Genomic DNA, 19003 nt, shown 5'->3' with positions numbered 1-19003 from the left:
TCTATAGTACGCACGCTATAAATTAATTTAGGTAAATTATCATGCACAACTCCTCCATAGCTCCGAGGAAAGGTTCTAAGATTAAAAACCGTTTAGGAACTAATACCACGGCAACTACAAACACAGAAATTGTAATAACTCTAGAATATTTAAAACAATATTTTAATGCATTTCATCCTCTAGAAGGAACAGCATTAAATATTGTAGCTAGTTTAGATGACCCGAATTTAAATAAAATAAATCTCATAGAAGGCCTTATATCGCAAGGTGCAAATAAATACAAAGCATTAGAATTTGCACTTAAAAACAATAAAGAACAAGCTGAATATTTACTTAATAATCTTACGTTTGAACCTAATTCTAGCCTAATACAAGCAATACAAAACCAAAGTTTAACACTAGTAAAGTATTTTGTAGAAAAACAAGAAGCGGATGTCAATTTTAGTAATTTTGGTTTTAACCCATTAAGACTTGCTGCTGGCTTAGCAGAACCTTATAAAACAGATATTACATGTTATCTTTTAATAAAGGGAGCAACTTATTTAAATACAACCCCACAAGAAGCAACACAAGCTGTGTCAAAATGTAAACGATCTTCATAAGCAAGTCTTTTTTAAAGCAATAAATGAAAATAACCTTGAAGTAATTAAAAAATTCGTCGATATATACGGTTTTGATGTTAATACTGAATATCGTTTTAACACACCGTTAAGTACCGCAAATTTAAAAAATAGAAAAGAAATTGCAAAGTATCTTTTATCTAAAAATGCTAATTCAGATGCAGCATTAGAAATAGCAATAATATCCGGTAATTTAAATGCGGTAAAAACATTATTAGATGCAGGGGCAAATATTAACGGCAATAAAGATGCATCACCTTTAATGCTTGCATCAGAGCATGGACAAGTCACAGTAGTAAAATATTTACTTAAACACGGTGCTAACTATAATGTTAAAGGATGGGAAAAAGATAACTTACATAGTGATGTATCGTATCAATTAACTCAAATCACTGAGATTTCTAAATTATGTAAAAAAGCTAATTTTAAATATATATTAGAGAGGATATTAAAAACAAGTATAGCATCACATTATGACGGATATAAGGATTTATCATCAGAACAAATAAAGCAAAAATTTTCTAAATTCAAAAAACAACTGAATCAAGATTTACAAAATTTTACAGAAATTAAAGCACTGTTAGACGATTATTCTAACAGAAAGAAAATTCCAATAAATACATATACTATAGTAGAAGACGAGGTCTATGTTTCGGATTTTGACAAAGCTGAACCTAAATCAACAAAAACAGGCTCTAGGTTAGAACATACTCCTTCTAAATCAGGTATATTTCGTACTTTTTCGCTTAAGGAACTTAAGGAGCTGGATGAAGAAACTCCCTTAACCGGTGATATAAAAAATCTAAAAGATATATTTCATTTTGAACTTGAATAATGTTTATTCATACAGAGACAGGGAAGTATTGTTGAGTAGATACCCAATTCGTCATTGCGAGGAGGCATTGTTGCGTGGACCTGCTTTTCCGTCATTGCGAGAAGAATTACGCAGTAATTCGACGAAGCAATCAAGTAAAAAATTCTGATTTACAGAATTTTTTTAATTATTTTTCTGGATTGCCACGTCGCTTCGCTCCTCGCAATGACGATTCGAGTATCCATGCAGCAACACCGATTTATTAACGGAATCCAGTTAAAAATACTAATAAAATTAGTATTTTTAGTTGTTTTTCTGGATTACTGATTTTAGTTAGAAATAACATCAAATAAAAAACCTCTTGCACATTTATTAGATACATATATATTACCATGAAACATGGCTAATCCAAATCTTATGAAAGGAAATAATTATTTTAGGAATGAGCAATATAAAGAAGCTATAGAAGCTTATAGCAAAATAGATAAAAGTAGCACATCTTATCCTTATGCTCTGTTTAATATAGGAGAGTGTTACTTTCAACAAGGGAAATTTATAGAAGCCATAAAATATTATAGTCAGATCTCTGATAACCATTTCTCACTCTATCAAAGTGCTTTATTTAATTGCGGTAGTTCTTTTTACAATCTAGATAAATATGCTGAAGCTATAGAAATGGCTGATAAAGTAGACAAATCAAAGATTTCAGGTATTGAAGAAAGTTTTAACTTAATGAAATATATTCTCGAAGAAGAAACTAGCTTTAATATTTTATGTCTTGAGAAAGATACTAACTTTAGTATTTTAGGAGAAAATTGTGACTTAATGGATATGTCTGAATAAATGAATATAGTAAACTGCTTTCTATTGTTGCATGGATAGGCTTTTCCGTCCTTGCAAGAAGGCGTTGTTGCGTGGACACTTATGTCATTCCTGCGAAAGCAGGAATCCATTATAAAGCGAGATAAATCGAGCTTTTAATTTAAAAACTTGCTGTATTTATACTTTTTTTTCTGGATTCCCGCTTTTAGCTAGGAATGACATAAACTAAATGACATCAACTACTTTATGCAAATTCTAATAATATCTGTCCTCTTACAACATTATCCTTTTCATTAACAAAAATTTTAGCTATTTTTCCGTCTCTTTCGGCAAGAATCAGGTTTTCCATTTTCATAGCAGTTAAAATCATAATTTCTTGTCCTGCCGTCACTTCCTGCCCTTCTTTCACCTTTATCGCAGCAATCTTACCGCTTAGAGGAGCTTGTAGTTCGGAGCTTTCTTCTACCACTACTTTTGAGACCATTAATGCTTCAAGTTCTGATATACGAGGAGAGCGTACAAAGGCTTTTACGCTAATACCGGCATGCGATAATAAATAACCGGTTCTGATATTCTCAATTTTTACATTTGTCTTTTTACCGTTAATTATAGCCGTAAAAAGTTCATTACCTAAATTCCAGTTACTACGAATATATATTCTATCGCTTTCGTGACGTATATTATAGCCGTTTTCAACAGGTGTAATTAATACGGGGAATAATTTATCATCGATAGTTACCACCCATCTTGTACCTATTTTGTTAGCTTGATTGTTAATATTGCCGGAAATTAAAGAAGCACGTCTTTGCTCTGATATATAAATAAAAATAGCCGTTGCCAAAAATACGGTAGTTACTTCTGAAGTTAGACTAGCTCCGGAAAAACCGTCAGGATATTCTTCTTGAATAAAGGCAGTAGAAATATCGCCGCTAACAAAGCGTGGATGTAGCATTACAGCTTCTAAGAAACTGATATTATGAGCAATACCGTTAATTATATAAGAACTCAAAGCAGAACGCATTACCTCAATCGCCTGCTCTCTTGTTTCACCGTAAGTACATAATTTTGCAATCATCGAATCATAAAACATACTTACTTCACCGCCAAGCCCAATTCCTGTATCTATACGGATATTAGGACTCTTTGCAGGTTCGGAATAAGCTATAATTCTACCGCTAGAAGGTAAGAAACCTCGGCTTGGGTTTTCGGCACAAATTCGTGATTCAAATGCCCAACCTTTTAATTTTATGTCATCTTGTGTAAAGGATAATTTCTCACCGGCTGCGATTTTTATCATCTCTTCAACGATATCTATACCGGTAATTAGCTCAGTAACAGGATGCTCGACTTGCAACCTAGTATTCATTTCTAAAAAATAGAAATTTTTATTACTATCTACTATAAACTCAACGGTACCGGCCGAATAATATCCCACTTTTTGAGATAAGGATATTACCTGCCGATACATTTCTTGCCTTATATCTTCAGTAATAAAAGAACTCGGTGCTTCTTCGATTACTTTTTGATGGTGACGCTGTATTGAACATTCACGCTCTCCGAGACATACACTATTGCCGTATTGATCGGCAATTAGTTGAATTTCGATATGACGGGGAGTTTGAATTAACTTCTCAATAAACAATCTATCGTCACTAAAACTATTGGCTGCTTCAAGCTTTGCCGACTCAAAAGCATTTGCCATTTCAGCAGGATTATTCACTACTCTCATACCACGTCCGCCGCCGCCGGCAGCCGCTTTTACTATTACCGGAAAACCAATCTCTTTAGCAATATCCACCGCTTGCTTAACATCGTTTATAGTTCCCATATAACCCGGAACGGTGCTAACTTCGGCTTCTATCGCTATCTTTTTTGCTTCAATTTTATCGCCCATTTTTTTAATAGTTCCGGCACTCGGTCCTATTAAAACCACACCTTCTCTTTTAAGAATATTGGCAAAATTTGGATTTTCCGATAAAAAACCGTAACCCGGATGTACTGCACTTGCTCCACTTTCACGAATCGCTGAAATAATATTTTTAATAGATAAATAACTTTCCGTTGCAGGGGAATCACCTATATAATAAGCCTCATCTGCATGCTGCACATACATTGAGTTTGTATCTGCTTCAGAATATACTGCAACCGACTTTATTCCCATCTTTTTTAAGGTACGTATTATCCTAACGGCAATCTCGCTACGATTAGCAATTAAAATTTTATCAAATAATGGTTTTTTCATAGTTTTTTGTTATAATTTTAGTTTTTGTCATTGCGAGGAAATTACAAGGTAATTGAAGAAGCAATCTCAGGACTTTGGCACGAAATTGCCACGTCGCTTCCGCTCCTCGCAATGACGATTTATCCACACAGGAATAACAATTACAACGGCAAATTATCATGCTTCTTCCAAGGTAATTCTACTTTTTTAGTACGCAGGAAATTTAACGCCTTACATATTCGCCATCTAGTATTTTGCGGTCTTATAATATCATCCAAATATCCCCTAGATGCCGCAACAAAAGGCGAAGTTACTACTTTTCTATATTCATCGATTTTTTGTTTTTTAGCTTCAGGGTCTTTACATTCTTCCTTAAATATTATCTCGGCTGCTCCCTCTGCACCCATAACAGCGATTTCCGAATTAAACCAAGCATAGTTTATATCGCCTCTAAGATGCTTGGAGTTCATAACTATATAAGCACCTCCATAAGCCTTACGGGTAATTACGGTAATCTTCGGCACTGTAGCTTCCGCATACGCGTATAACAGCTTAGCTCCGTGTTTAATAATACCGTCATGCTCTTGGGAGGTACCAGGCAGAAATCCAGGTACATCAACAAGGCTTACTATAGGAATATTGAAAGCATCACAAAATCTAATAAATCTTGCTGCTTTTCTTGAGGCGTTTATATCTAAACATCCTGCTAAATGCAAAGGCTGATTAGCCACAAATCCTACCGGATAACCTTCCATATAACCAAAGCCGATAATGATATTCTTAGCAAAATCAGGTTGTAGTTCAAAAAATTCTCCCTCATCAACGATACGTTCAACAAGCTCTTTCATATCATAAGGCTTATTAGGAGTGTTAGGTATTAACGTGCTAAGAGACATATCGACTCTATCGGCAGGATCAATAGTCGAACGAACAGGAAGAGGACTACGATTGGATGACGGAAGGAAATTAAAGAACTTACGAATTTCGAGCAATGCTTCTATATCATTATTGAATGCAAGATCGGCAACACCGCTTTTAGTGGTATGCATTCTAGCACCCCCGAGCTTTTCTTGGCTTACTTCTTCACCCGTAACGGTTTTTACTACATCGGGCCCGGTTACAAACATATAAGAACTATTCTTAACCATGAATATAAAATCGGTTAAGGCAGGGGAATATACCGCACCACCGGCACAAGGTCCCATAATTAAGGTAATCTGAGGGATAACACCAGATGCTAAAACATTACGCTGAAATAATTCACCGTATCCGGCAAGAGCATCAACACCTTCTTGAATTCTTGCTCCCCCTGAGTCGTTAATACCGATTACGGGAGCACCGGTTGCTATAGCTTGATCGATAATATCGCAGATTTTCTTAGCATGATATTCACCGAGTGAGCCACCAAGTACGGTAAAATCTTGGCTATAAATAAATACCAACCTACCGTTTATCGTACCGTGTCCCGTTACAACACCGTCACCTAAAAACTTTTTATCCTGCATCCCAAAATTATTGCATCTATGGGATACAAACATACCTGTTTCGGTAAAGCTATTCGGATCTAATAATACTTCTATGCGTTCTCGTGCAGTTAACTTACCTTTTTGATGTTGTGCGTTGATCCTAGCTTCACCGCCCCCTTGCCTTGCAATATTTTTTCTCTCATCCAGTAACTCAGGAGAGATTATATTACTTTGATTCATAGATTATTTATAGTTTTATTTCCAAAATATCCATAATATAATATAATAATGCTAATGTGAAAAGATAATTATTTATGTCATCTACCGAAGATACCAAAGAAGCATCGAAAAAAGCCAAACCGACAGCTAAATTTAATAACTTATCAACTGCTTTAAAAAAGAATTTACAAAGAAGAAAGAAAGTACAAAAAGAAAAGAATAATAAAGAAAAATATTGATACTAGGGCCTTATATCTATAAAGAGCGATAGAATAGAAAATAATTTTTAGGAGAATACAATGTGAGTTTACATGAAGTAATAATTAAAATTAGTAAAATTTTTTCTCTTTATTATTCCCAAACAGGATATAGAGGAATCTAATAATAATATTCCTGCTAATAGAGAAGAAATGCACGATTATTATGAAGATTTAAATAATCCTCATTAAAAAGTATTTATCTATATGCAATTTGACATATTAATATAAATTGCTAATATTTGGGGAGTTTAGATTTTGTTTTGAGTCCTATGTCATTCCTGCGAAAGCAGGAATCCAGTAAAACCTACAAAAAACTTGTTTTTTTAGGTTTATTTTGTCAATATTAAGACTATTTTTTGGATTCCTGCTTTTAGCTAAGAATGACATAAATAAGCCATGCGGGCAAAGCCAACACCTTGCAGCAATGACATCAAAATCCAACAAAATCGGTATTTTAAATATTTAATATAATATGGACACAAACAAATTATATCTTTTCAAAGATAGACGATTTTTACCAAATTTTATAGTACAGTTATGTGGTTGTCTTAATGATAATATATTAAAAAATGCTCTAGTAATCCTTATAACTTACGGCATTACTGGTTCTTTAAGTAAATATAATAATCTACTCGTTTTAATTGCTAATGCTACTTTTGTACTACCTTTCATAATATTCGCAAGCATAGCAGGACAAATTGCCGATAAATACGAACGTGCAAATCTTATTAAAATTATTAAGATTTGTGAAATCGGTATAATTGCCTTTGCAATTTATGGATTTCATCATAATAATCTGCTAATTCTGTTCTGTTCTATTTGCTTAATGGGTATACACTCTACTTTTTTTGGTCCAATAAAATATAGCGTATTACCTGATCACCTAACTAAAGACGAACTACTCGGAGCTAACGGCTTTGTTGAAGCCGGAACTTTTATCGGTATTTTTATCGGTACTATAATCGGCAGCTATTATACAATCAGCAATAATTTTATAATTTATTCCTTAATTACCATCGCCTTTCTCGGCTTCATTACAAGCCTTTTCTCTCCAAAATCTAAAAATGCAAATCGTGATATTAAAATAAATTTTAATATTATAGATGAAAGCATAAATATGATTAAATATGCCAAAGCAAAAAAAGAGATATATTTAGCTATACTTGGTATTTCATGGTTTTGGTTTATCGGAGCTGCTATAATTTCACAAATACCTTTACTTGCTAAGATAACTTTTAAAGCTGATGAGAATGTTGCTAACTTATTTTTAGCGGTTTTCTCGCTTGGTGTTGGGGTCGGTTCGTTTTTATGTAGCAAAATATTTGAAGATGAGATTACCGTAAAATATCTATTTATTTCAGCCCTGGGCATTAGTATTTTAGGTATTGATTTATTCTTCGCAAGTAGAATTAGCTCAGTTAACTATGAACCTACTCAGCTAAAAAGTATTTTGGTATTTTTATCAAAAAGACATAATTGGCGAATAGTTATAGATTTATTTTTCTTAGCAGCAATAGGCGGTTTATATATCGTTCCCCTTTTTGCTATATTACAGCATTATGCAAACCCTGCTCATCGTAGCCGAATTATTACCGTTAATAACCTCATTAATTCCATTTTCATGGTGGGATCAACAATTATTTTATCTTTATTATTTTACCTAAATTTCACTATACCCTGGATTATATTATTTATTAGCCTAGCTAATATAATCGTTACTATACATATTTACCGCTTAATACCTGAAGTTAAAATTATTCCGTTTAAGCTGTTGCGAAGAATATTCCAAATCTGTTTTGATCTTATGTATAAGGTTGAAGTTAAAGGATTTGAAAATTTCCAAAAAGCCGGTAAAAAAGTAGTAGTTGTCGCTAATCATATTTCATATCTCGACCCGCCGCTAATTGCTACTTACTTACGAGAAGAAATGACTTTTGCAATTAGTCCCGATATACAAAAAATATGGTGGATTAAACCGTTTTTACGTATGGCAAGAACTTTGCCGGTTGATCCAAGTAACCCAATGGCAATAAAGACTTTAGTAAAAGAAGTACAAAAAGATCAGAAAGTAGCAATTTTCCCTGAAGGTAGAATAAGCGTTACCGGCTCTTTAATGAAAATATACGAAGGACCGGGAATGATTACCGATAAAGCCGGTGCTACCGTTTTACCGGTTAGAATAGACGGTACTCAATTTACTCATTTATCAAAATTAAAAAACATATTAAAAAGAAAAATATTTCCTAAAATTACTATAACCGTTTTACCGCCGGTAAAATTCGCTAATATTAATATGGATGCTGCAAGTAATCAAGAACGACGCAGTTATATATCTAGGACTCTTTATGATATCATGGCTGACATGATGTTTGAGAGTTCAGACTATAAAAATACTTTATTCTCATCTCTTATAGAAGCTGCTAAAATTCATGGATTTAAGAAAAAAATAGTTGATGATTTTGAAAATAATGCGGTTACTTATCGAGATTTAATATTAAAATCTTTTATCCTAGGTGATTTAATCAAAAAGAATAATATCTTTGGCAGAAATTTAGGCTTAATGTTGCCTAATACCACAAATACGTTAATTACTTTTTACGCCATGCAATCTAGCGGTTATGTTCCTGCTATAATTAACTGGAGCAGCAGCATAAGTACTATTATTAACTCCTGTAAACTTGCACAAATTAAAGTAGTTTACACTTCAAAACAATTTATTGAGAAAGCAAATTTACATGAATTAATAACTAACTTATTAGATTTCGGTATTAAAATAATATATTTAGAAGATTTTAAAAATCAGATTGGTACAGCTCTAAAACTAAAAGCAAAAATAGGAAGTTATTTTGTCCAAACTTATTACAATTATTTTTGTCGTAATCGTGATGACGAAAAACCGGCAGTGATAATTTTTACTTCAGGCACTGAAGGAGAACCTAAAGCCGTATTACTATCTCACAGAAATTTACAAACTAATAGATATCAAATAACTGCTAAAGTACCTTTTAGTCCTGAAGATATAGTATTTAACTCATTACCTTTATTTCATTGCTTTGGTCTTGGTGGTGCAATTATTACAACTTTAAACGGTATTAAGCTGTTTCTATATCCTTCTCCACTAAATTATCGCAGCATTCCTGAAGTTATATACGATATCGGAGCAACTATATTAATTTCTACCGATACTTTTTTAAACGGTTACGCTAATTATGCTCACCCATATGATTTTTACTCATTACGCTATATATTTGCCGGTAGCGAGAAATTAAAAGAATCTACAAGACAATTCTGGCTTAATAAATACGGCATACGTATTTTTGAAGGATATGGGATTACAGAAGCCTCACCTATTATAGCTTGCAATACCCCTATGCATAATAAAGCAGGCACGGTAGGAAGATTATTACCGAAAATTGATTATAAGCTTGAGAAAGTAGAGGGAATAAATGAAGGGGGACGTTTATTCATTAGGGGTCCTAACATCATGCTTGGTTACTTGGACTTAGAAGGTCACCGTACTTATAAAGAATGGTATGACACCGGCGATATAGTCAAAATAGATTCTGAAGGATATATAACAATTTTAGGACGTTTAAAACGCTTTGTTAAAATAGCGGGGGAAATGATATCTCTTACAAAAATTGAAGAACTTGCAAGCGAAATTGCTCCTGATTCCTTGCACGCTGCTATTTCCATCGCCGATAAAACACACGGAGAAAAAATTATTTTACTTACTACCGGTTCTGATATAAATAGAGAAAATTTTGCAGATACTGTATCTAAAGCTCAAATTTCTTTACTACATTTACCGAAAGTAATTATTACCGATTCAGAAATACCTATGCTTGCAAGTGGTAAGATAGACTATCTTGAGATTATGAAGAATGTGGATAGATTCTAACGTCATTGCGAGCGACTGCAAGGAGCGTGGCAATCTCAGAAATCTTGCCTGAGATTGCTTCGTCGACCCCTATGGCGTCTTCTCGCAATGACGAAAAAAAACTCTCCACACAACAACGCCGGAGGGGTCACGGGGTAACATTTATTTTTTCTTTTGACTGTTAATAGCGGCATTCAAAGCTAATTTAAACCACTTGCCTAATAACTCTTGATCCTCCATAATTTCAGATAACACCTTCCAATATGATAAAGTTACAAGTTTACCTTTACTTTGATATACAAATGGCTCAGAACCGAAAGATTGAAAATATTCATAAGTGCTTAGGTGTGACTTAAAATATAATTCATTGCTCTTAATAATTCCTATCATAACACCACCCTTATATATACCATATCCACCAAACATTGCACGAACGGCTACTGAACCATATGGTTCTAACAATTCTCTGACATATTCAGTAAATTCATTTTTGTTCATAACAATCGCTTTAAATACAACAAACCATAAATAAACGTACCTAATATAATAAACAATGGAGTTAAAGGTAAGTCAAAATAGAAAGAACTAAGTACAGCACAAAAATTAATAAATAAAGAGATAAGAATTGATATTATAATCATCTGAGAGGGACTATATGCTACAAACCGTGCAATCATAGCAGGAATAAGTAAAACAGCGGTTACCATCAATGCACCGACAATCTTTATAGCAAAAAATACCGATAATGAGAGAAGAAGTAAAAATATTAGCTCAATAATATTAACCTTTAAGCCTTTTATTACTGCAATATCTCTATTTATGATTATAAGAAGAATTTGATTATAAAAATATACTATAAAGCTTATAATAGTTATTAGCACTACCCCCAGTATAATCAAATCATTAAAAGACACGGATAAAATATCCCCAAACAACAAATTCACTATATTATTCTGCAAAGAAGTAAAATAATTAATAACCAAAGCAACAGCTAGCATAAAGCTAGAAATCAAATTAATAACTGCATTTTTTTCAGAATTATTTTTAAAAATAAACACAAAAAATGAAAAAAGAATCGCAACTATTATCCCTGAATATATTAATGGGAAATGTGCTATAATGCTTATGCTAGCCGCTAAAAAACTACTATGAGCAAGCCCGTCACCAAAATAAATATATCTCTTCCATAGGGCAATGCAGCCAAGGGGAGCAAATATGCAGCTAATTAAAATTAAGGCTAGTATTATTAAAGTCATCTGAGTATATTATATATGTTTGTTGTATAGTGGGATAATGCTCATGTCATTCCCGCGAAAGCGGGAATCCATAATAAATAAATTTCATATTAATATAAAATAAATTTTTATATATTTTACTGGATTCCCGCTTTCGCGGGAATGACATACACTGCAATAATATAATACCTATATCATAGACTATGTCTTCAATCGATAAAAAAGAATTAGAAAAATTTGAGAAAATTTCTCATAATTGGTGGAATAAGGACGGAGAGTTCGGTATCTTACACCGAATAAACCCTATTCGCCTTGAATATATAATAGAGAAAATAACCTCGCATTACAACGATATTTCTAAATTAGAAATATTAGATGTTGGTTGCGGTGGAGGGTTAATTGCAACACCTCTAACGGCTCAAGGTTTTAATGTTACAGCCATTGACGCTCTGCAAAGTAATATTGAAACGGCAACTGCTTATGCTAAGGAAAACGACATAAAAATAAATTATTTACAATCTACTATAGAAGAATTAGAAAGTGACCAGCTATATGATGTGGTAATTTGTCTTGAGGTTATTGAGCATGTAGAAAACGTGCAGCAATTTATACTAAATTTGGTGGGGCATATTAAGCCAAACGGTATGGCAATAATTTCTACGATTAACCGTACTAAAAAAGCTTATGTACTTGGAATAATAGTTGCTGAATATGTTTTAGGTTGGGTGCCTAAAAACACTCATGATTATAGCAAATTCCTAAAACCGTCGGAAATTTATGAAATGCTTACAGATACCGACATTGAAATTAAAGAGCTGAAAGGCTTGGTATATGATCCTGCTAAAAATGAATGGAAATTAAGCGATGATATAGACGTGAATTATTTTATGTGTTTGGGGAGAATTGATAAGTAACATAAACTACCGATGTCATTCCCGCGAAAGCGGGAATCCAGAAAAAAAGTATAAATCAGCAAATTTTTGAAATTAAAAGCTTGATTTATCTCGATTTATGCCTGGATTTCTGCTTTCGCAGGAATGACATCGGTATCCATGCAACAACGCCTGCTCGCAATAACATATATACATTTAAAAAAGATAATAAATGACTAACGTAATCACTAGATTTGCTCCGTCACCGACGGGGTTTTTACATATAGGTTCAGCAAGAACTGCCCTTTTTAACTATTTGTTTGCAAGGCATCATAACGGTAAGTTCTTGCTTCGCATTGAAGACACTGATAAAGAAAGGTCAACTAAAGAAGCGGTAGAAGCCATATTCTCAGGTCTAAAATGGCTAGGGCTTGATTGGGACGGTGAAGTTATATTCCAGTCTAAACGTAATGATCTTTACAAAGAGGCGGCACTAAGATTACTGCAAAAAGATAAAGCATATTATTGTTTTACTAGCCAAGAAGAAATAGAAAGACAGCGACAAAAAGCTTTAGAAAATAAACAACATTTTATTTTTAATAGCGAGTGGCGTGATAAAGATTCGTCCACCTACCCTACCGATATTAAACCGGTAATACGCCTAAAAGTACCTCGTGAAGGTAGTATAACCATTCATGACACTTTACAAGGCGAGGTAGTAATTGAAAACTCTCATATCGATGATATGGTATTATTGCGTAGTGACGGCACTGCTACTTACATGCTAGCCGTTGTAGTAGACGATCGTGATATGGGTATAACTCATATTATTAGAGGTGACGATCATTTAACCAATGCAGCAAGGCAAATCGCTATTTATCATGCTTTCGGCTATGAAGTACCGAGCATGACTCATATACCGTTAATTCATGGAGCAGACGGAGCAAAATTATCCAAAAGGCATGGAGCTTTAGGTGTTGAAGCTTATAAGGATATGGGATATTTACCGGAAAGTTTATGTAATTATTTATTGCGTCTTGGATGGAGTCACAGTGATGATGAAATTATCTCAATGACTCAGGCTATAGAATGGTTTAATCTTGATTCACTCGGTAAATCACCTTCTAAGCTTGATTTTGCTAAGATGAATAGCCTTAATGCCCATTACTTAAGAATGCTTGACAATGATAGCTTAACTTCAAAGACTGTAGAGATATTGAAACAAAATTATAAGATTAGTGAGAAAGAGGTAAGTTATATAAAACAAGCAATGCCGAGCTTGTTAGTTAGAAGCGAAACATTACTTGATCTAGCACGGCTTGCCGGGATTTATCTCGTAGATTCGCCTATCATCTACAACCAAGATGCAAAAGAAATAATAGAAAATTGTGATACAGATTTAATCAAACAAGTTATAGAAAGCTTAAGCAAACTTGAGCAGTTTGATAAGGAATCCGTGCAGAATAAATTTAAAGAAATAGCAACTCATAATGGCTTAAAGCTAAATGACATTATGAAACCCGTAAGAGCTTTAATAACTGGTATGACGGCTTCACCTAGCGTATTTGAAATTGCAGAAATTTTAGGAAAAGAAAATATTTTAAAAAGGTTAAAAATTATATGAAAAATTGTATAAAAAAAATTGCTTTTGTTTTTAGCGGGTTATTTATAATAACCGGCACTTTTGTTTTGTATAGCATAGAAAACGTCAACGCATCAACGGCACCAAAAAAGTACGGAGCTTGGACTTTAAATTGTACTCTTAATAATGAGAAAAAACAACTTTGCTTCTTATCAACAAATTAATAATTTAGAGAAAGATAAAGAAAATATTAGCCATTTATCATATAGGTTATTTCAATGGGGAGCAAGAAGAACAGGAATTTAAAATAATAGAAATAGTCCCGTCAAATGTTCAAATTCCGGCAGGTACAGTTATTAATAGCGGTGACAAACGAATATCAGCCGGAAGATACGTAAATTATACGGTAAACGGCTGTCAAGCTTTAGCTATTATTACAAAAGACGATCTAGACGCGATTTTATCTAATGATAATTATTTAGAACTAATTACCGCAGACGGTAAACAAGCTAAAATTTCCTTTATAAAAGACGGTCTAAAGGAAGGTCTAAAAGCTTTGAGTAGATAGTAACGGAATTTAAGCATTGTTGCGTGGACTGTTTTTCGTCGTCATTGCGAGGAGCCATAGGCGACGCGGCAATCTAGAAAAAAGAAGTTTAAATAATTAGTAGGTTTATGGAAGATATTGATACTTGGCAGAAAAAATTTGAGGTTTGTGATTATAGTAAAAAATTAATTGATCGAATTAAATATTTGAATACTATAGTAGACTCGCCTATAGATATAACAGAAATTGAAAAAGGTCTTTATTATACCCGTAAATATCATGCTTCTCAAATGCGTCAATCAGGGGAGCCTTATTATTCTCACCCTATAGAAGTTGCAATCATGCTTGCAGATTTTACGGCTCTTGAGGCTCCTAAACTTTACAAATCATATATGATAAATGTTGCCCTTCTTCATGATACTATAGAGGATACAATACTTACATATGCTGATATTAGCAAAATTTTTGATAAGAATATTGCCGATAGCGTAGAACGTTTAACAAGAATTAAGCCGTACGGTAAAATTAGCTCCGGTGAAATGTTAAATTTACTAATACAGGAACAAAGATATGATATCGCACTTATTAAAGTGTTTGATCGCCTACATAATTTACAAACTATAAATGCTAAATCTACGGAAAAGGCTTTAGAAACAGTAAAAGAAACTATAGAAAGCTTCTTACTCATAGCAGCTTATTTAGAAATACGACCCGTAGAACAACAACTATTAAATGTTTGCACTAATTTTATCAAGCAACATTTCCCTTCAGAACAAAAAGAAATATTTCAAAAAGTCGGTTTACGAAATTTCTTTTTTAAACTTCAAAATAATACAAAATAAATTAAAGAGTATGCAATACTACTTTAGAAAGAAAGTGTATATTAGCTAAAAACTATTTTTATATTTCCAGTGTGCAGCTTCACCGCTCTCTGCATGATAATGCATCTTATGATCACGTATTTGTATCTCTATTTTATAATTATCCTCAGTTGTAATAATAGTATGTAAAGATTGATAGCCGTTTGGCTTAGGATTAAGAATATAATTTTTAAATTTATCCTTTTCATGCTCATAAAGATCATGAACTACTTTTAAAGCTTTATAACATTTCTCTTCATCTATTACCACTATTCTTATCGCAAAAATATCTGTTAATTCTTCTAACTTTATACCCTTACGATATAATTTATATAAAATTGATATTGGATGTTTGATCCTACCTGTTATTTGAGGAGTAATATCATGTTCAGATAAATTATGATTTAAATGTTTAATAACCCTTTGGAGCAAAACTACCTCCTTAATTTACACTAATTTAGTTAATAGTTATACTTACGAATAACTAAACACCAATTAAAGCAATAAACTTGATTAAATTCTATTAATATTTCCAATTAATTTGCTATTTTAGTAAATATTAATAAAACCCAGCTTTAGTTGGATATTAATAGGAAAAATTAAGCTTGTGGCGAGCTTCGCACTACCCTACCCTATTATTTTTATCTTTTAGAACCTAATTTTTTTAAGTTTTACATATAAAATTTAAATTATCTTATTTTAGTCTTTCTTAACTGTATAATTATAAGATTTTTTTAAAATAAGAATAGTAATTTTTCTAAAACCTTACTAATTTTAGTTAGCATAGTTAACCGACCAAAAGCTAGAAACTTTTATTACTAATTTTTTAAATTAAACGAATATATATTATAGATTAAGCTTGCCTATAGCTTCAACAAGAAATCTGTTCTTAATAATTAAGGCAAAACCTCTTTAAACCTTTTGATCTCCTATATGGGACTGTTAACCAAATAACTTTAATTGATAATTAATAAGATTTTTGATAGGATAGCTATCCTTATTTCAAAAAAACCTTATAATTTGCAATTAAAAAGAATTTAATGAGCTTTAAAATTATTTTGTTAACAGTCTCATAGGATAAATACCAAAGGTTGAGCTATTATAATTAATTAAAAAATATTTGCAATCATTTATTGAAATAATTACAAAAAATTCTATATTTTATTTTTTAAGGAAGAGTTTTATTAAAGAATTTATTTTCAAATTAAGCAAAGAATCGCTTTAAAACCCATTTGTTACATAAATCAGTTTTTCAGTATACTAAACTGCGACTTGATAGTATGTTGTACGGTACGTTGTTAAAATCGTTATTATAACAAGCATTGCCTGCGTGGACACAAAACGCATTCGGTGTCATACCGTGGCTTGTCCACGGTATCCAGTAAAACAACTAAAAATACTAATATTAGTATTTTTAACTAGACCCCGTGGTCAAGCCACGGGGTGACGGCGGTAAAACCGATCCATGCAGCAACGTCTCCTCGCAATGATGGATAACAAGCAATGCAACAAGACGAGTTTATTAGACCTATTGCATATATGGAGATATAGACTTAGAAGTCCATACCGCCCATGCCTCCCATACCACCACGCATTGGCGGCATTGAATCTTCTTTATCAGAAGGCTCGTCAACAATTAAAGTTTCCGTGGTAATAATTAACGAAGCAACGGAAGCAGCATCTTGAAGTGCAGTACGCACTACTTTAGCCGGATCGATAATTCCTGCTTTAATCATATCGACATATTGCATGTCTTGAGCGTTAAAGCCATAATTTTTATCCTTATGCTCTAGTAATTTACCAACTACTACGCCACCGTTTTCACCGGCATTTTCAACAATCTGTTTTAGCGGATCCTTTAAAGCTTCTATTACTATTTCAATACCTGCTTGTTGATCTTTGTTATCTACTTTAAGATTTCTTAAAGTTTGTGAAGCGTGAAGTAATGTTACACCGCCCCCTGCAACAACACCTTCCTCAACTGCCGCTCTTGTAGCAGCAAGTGCATCTTCAACACGATCTTTACGCTCTTTTACTTCAACTTCCGTAGCACCGCCGACCTTTAATACGGCAACACCGCCGGAAAGTTTAGCTAAACGCTCTTGTAGTTTTTCTTTATCATAATCAGAAGTAGTTTCAGCTATTTGAGATTTAATTTGTAATACTCTATCTTCAATATTTTTCTTATCACCGTTACCGTCAACAATTACGGTATTTTCTTTAGAAATTGTTACTCTTTTTGCCGTCCCTAGACTTTTAATACTCACATTTTCAAGCTTCATACCTAAATCTTCAGTAATAAGCTCACCTTTAGTTAGGATAGCAATATCTTCCATCATTGCTTTTCTCCTATCACCAAAACCTGGAGCTTTTACTGCCGCAACTTTTAAACCACCACGTAATCTATTGACTACGAGCGTTGCAAGAGCTTCACCCTCAACATCCTCAGCAATAATTAATAACGGGCGTTGTGATTGTACTACAGCCTCAAGTATAGGTAACATCGGTTGTAAATTTGATAATTTTTTCTCAAATAATAAGATGAAAGGATTTTCAAGCTCAGCAACCATTTTCTCGGAATTCGTTACAAAATACGGTGATAGATACCCCCTATCAAACATCATACCTTTAACTACTTCAACATCGAAGCTAAAATTCTTTGCTTCTTCAACGGTTATCACGCCTTCTTTACCGACTTCCTCCATTGCCTTAGCAATTTTCTCACCGATTTCTTTATCACCGTTTGAAGAGATAGTACCAACCTGTGCGATTTCCTCTTGGCTATTGATTTTTTTACTGGATTTTTTAATTTCTTCTACTACTGCGTTTACCGCTAAATCCATACCACGCTTTAAATCCATAGGATTATAACCGGCAGCTACTAACTTATTACCCTCACGAGCTAATGCTCTAGCAAGTACCGTAGCTGTAGTAGTACCGTCACCGGCTACTTCTGCAGCTTTTGTAGCAGCTGATTTTAATAGCTGAGCTCCTGCATTTCTAATTTTATCTTTTAACTCGATCGATTTTGCAACCGTCACACCGTCTTTGGTAATTTTCGGTGAACCGAATGATTGCTCGATAAGTACATTTCTGCCTTTTGGACCTAAAGTAACTTTTACTGCATCTGCAAGTATGTCAATGCCTTCTAGCATTTGCTCACGAGCTTTTGAGCCGTGTTTAATAAGTTTTGTTGCCATATTTAATTTCTCCTTAAAACAAATAATTAATTAATAATACCAAATACGTCGTTTTCTTTCATAACGATCAGTTTTTCGCCTTTAATTTCAATTTCGGTGCCTGCCCATTTACCGTATAAAACTTTATCGCCTACTTTTAACTCTAAAGGATGAATTTCGCCTTTTTTATTACGAATACCGTTACCTACGGCTACTATTTCACCTTGCATCGGTTTTTCTTTTGCGGTATCAGGAATAATAATTCCACCTTTAGTTTTTTCTTCGTGTTCGATAGGCTTTATTGCAATTCTATCATGTAATGGTTTAAAAGACATTTTAACCTCCAATTATTAAATCTTTAAATGTACATACTATATATATTTTATTTTTGCTAGTTCAAGGGGAAAGAATAAAATTTTTTTTACT

At 33.2% G+C, this 19003-nt stretch carries 15 protein-coding genes and 3 pseudogenes; 11 read left to right on the top strand and 7 right to left on the bottom strand.

Going from position 1 to position 19003, the window contains the following annotated elements:
- Positions 1 to 41: 41 nt before the first annotated feature.
- From AC5587_RS02180 to AC5587_RS02160, 5 genes and pseudogenes are all read left to right on the top strand, one after another.
- Positions 42 to 602: a hypothetical protein gene (locus AC5587_RS02180; protein WP_499162704.1), complete on the top strand. Its 561-nt coding sequence runs from the start codon at positions 42 to 44 to the stop codon at positions 600 to 602.
- A pseudogene (locus AC5587_RS02175) lies at positions 547 to 798 on the top strand (ankyrin repeat domain-containing protein); the annotation flags it as partial. The gene AC5587_RS02180 and the pseudogene AC5587_RS02175, both read left to right, overlap by 56 nt.
- Before the next feature lie 3 nt (positions 799 to 801).
- Positions 802 to 1068: pseudogene (locus tag AC5587_RS02170) on the top strand (ankyrin repeat domain-containing protein); the annotation flags it as partial.
- Positions 1069 to 1447: 379 nt separating this feature from the next.
- Entirely contained in the window at positions 1448 to 1603 is a 156-nt protein-coding gene (locus AC5587_RS02165) for a hypothetical protein (protein WP_499162703.1), read from the top strand.
- 230 nt (positions 1604 to 1833) lie between these two features.
- Positions 1834 to 2277: a tetratricopeptide repeat protein gene (locus AC5587_RS02160; RefSeq protein WP_499162702.1), complete on the top strand. Its 444-nt coding sequence runs from the start codon at positions 1834 to 1836 to the stop codon at positions 2275 to 2277.
- A 223-nt stretch (positions 2278 to 2500) separates the two neighbouring features.
- On the opposite strand, the gene AC5587_RS02155 is transcribed toward AC5587_RS02160, so the two are convergent.
- Together AC5587_RS02155 and AC5587_RS02150 are read right to left on the bottom strand one after the other, a co-directional pair.
- A complete protein-coding gene (locus AC5587_RS02155; protein WP_499162701.1) occupies positions 2501 to 4498 on the bottom strand; it encodes an acetyl-CoA carboxylase biotin carboxylase subunit in 1998 nt (665 codons plus the stop codon).
- A 140-nt stretch (positions 4499 to 4638) separates the two neighbouring features.
- On the bottom strand, positions 4639 to 6183 hold the full coding sequence (locus AC5587_RS02150) for an acyl-CoA carboxylase subunit beta (RefSeq protein WP_410527916.1): 1545 nt from the start codon (positions 6181 to 6183) through the stop codon (positions 4639 to 4641).
- A gap of 74 nt (positions 6184 to 6257) precedes the next feature.
- Here AC5587_RS02150 and AC5587_RS02145 point away from each other — a divergent pair, with 74 nt between their 5' ends.
- Complete coding sequence (locus AC5587_RS02145; RefSeq protein WP_187145856.1) at positions 6258 to 6401, top strand: hypothetical protein; 144 nt, start codon at positions 6258 to 6260, stop codon at positions 6399 to 6401.
- A 493-nt stretch (positions 6402 to 6894) separates the two neighbouring features.
- Complete coding sequence (locus AC5587_RS02140; RefSeq protein ID WP_499162700.1) at positions 6895 to 10323, top strand: acyl-[ACP]--phospholipid O-acyltransferase; 3429 nt, start codon at positions 6895 to 6897, stop codon at positions 10321 to 10323.
- 141 nt (positions 10324 to 10464) lie between these two features.
- Here AC5587_RS02140 and AC5587_RS02135 read toward each other — a convergent pair whose 3' ends face one another.
- Both AC5587_RS02135 and AC5587_RS02130 read right to left on the bottom strand, forming a co-directional pair.
- Positions 10465 to 10800 (bottom strand): TfoX/Sxy family protein, encoded by a 336-nt coding sequence (locus AC5587_RS02135; RefSeq protein WP_499162699.1) that lies wholly within the window; start codon positions 10798 to 10800, stop codon positions 10465 to 10467.
- Entirely contained in the window at positions 10797 to 11558 is a 762-nt protein-coding gene (locus tag AC5587_RS02130) for a metal ABC transporter permease (RefSeq protein WP_499162698.1), read from the bottom strand. The genes AC5587_RS02135 and AC5587_RS02130 overlap by 4 nt, the downstream gene beginning before the upstream one ends.
- 182 nt (positions 11559 to 11740) lie before the next feature.
- Here AC5587_RS02130 and ubiG point away from each other — a divergent pair, with 182 nt between their 5' ends.
- From ubiG to AC5587_RS02110, 4 genes and pseudogenes are all read left to right on the top strand, one after another.
- Positions 11741 to 12451, top strand: coding sequence for a bifunctional 2-polyprenyl-6-hydroxyphenol methylase/3-demethylubiquinol 3-O-methyltransferase UbiG (gene ubiG, locus AC5587_RS02125; protein WP_499162697.1), 711 nt, complete (start codon positions 11741 to 11743; stop codon positions 12449 to 12451).
- Between the two features lie 190 nt (positions 12452 to 12641).
- Positions 12642 to 14033, top strand: coding sequence for a glutamate--tRNA ligase (gltX, locus tag AC5587_RS02120; protein WP_499162696.1), 1392 nt, complete (start codon positions 12642 to 12644; stop codon positions 14031 to 14033).
- Positions 14030 to 14559, top strand: a pseudogene (locus AC5587_RS02115) (invasion associated locus B family protein). Before gltX ends, AC5587_RS02115 begins: the two are co-directional and overlap by 4 nt.
- Positions 14560 to 14666: 107 nt before the next feature.
- Entirely contained in the window at positions 14667 to 15380 is a 714-nt protein-coding gene (locus tag AC5587_RS02110; RefSeq protein ID WP_499162695.1) for an HD domain-containing protein, read from the top strand.
- 45 nt (positions 15381 to 15425) lie between these two features.
- Here AC5587_RS02110 and AC5587_RS02105 read toward each other — a convergent pair whose 3' ends face one another.
- The 3 genes from AC5587_RS02105 to AC5587_RS02095 form a co-directional block, all read right to left on the bottom strand.
- Positions 15426 to 15830, bottom strand: coding sequence for a RelA/SpoT-related domain-containing protein (locus AC5587_RS02105; protein ID WP_499162694.1), 405 nt, complete (start codon positions 15828 to 15830; stop codon positions 15426 to 15428).
- A gap of 1121 nt (positions 15831 to 16951) precedes the next feature.
- The gene (groL, locus tag AC5587_RS02100) at positions 16952 to 18598 is read right to left on the bottom strand and encodes a chaperonin GroEL (RefSeq protein WP_045813231.1); all 1647 of its coding nucleotides are present in this window, start codon (positions 18596 to 18598) and stop codon (positions 16952 to 16954) included.
- A gap of 26 nt (positions 18599 to 18624) precedes the next feature.
- Positions 18625 to 18912, bottom strand: a complete 288-nt coding sequence (locus AC5587_RS02095) for a co-chaperone GroES (protein ID WP_499162693.1) — start codon at positions 18910 to 18912, stop codon at positions 18625 to 18627.
- Positions 18913 to 19003: the final 91 nt, after the last annotated feature.

Origin of the sequence: Rickettsia endosymbiont of Hedychridium roseum (assembly GCF_964028255.1) — a bacterium.
GTDB classification, from domain to species: domain Bacteria; phylum Pseudomonadota; class Alphaproteobacteria; order Rickettsiales; family Rickettsiaceae; genus Rickettsia; species Rickettsia asembonensis.
This window is presented reverse-complemented; position numbering and strand designations above follow the sequence as displayed.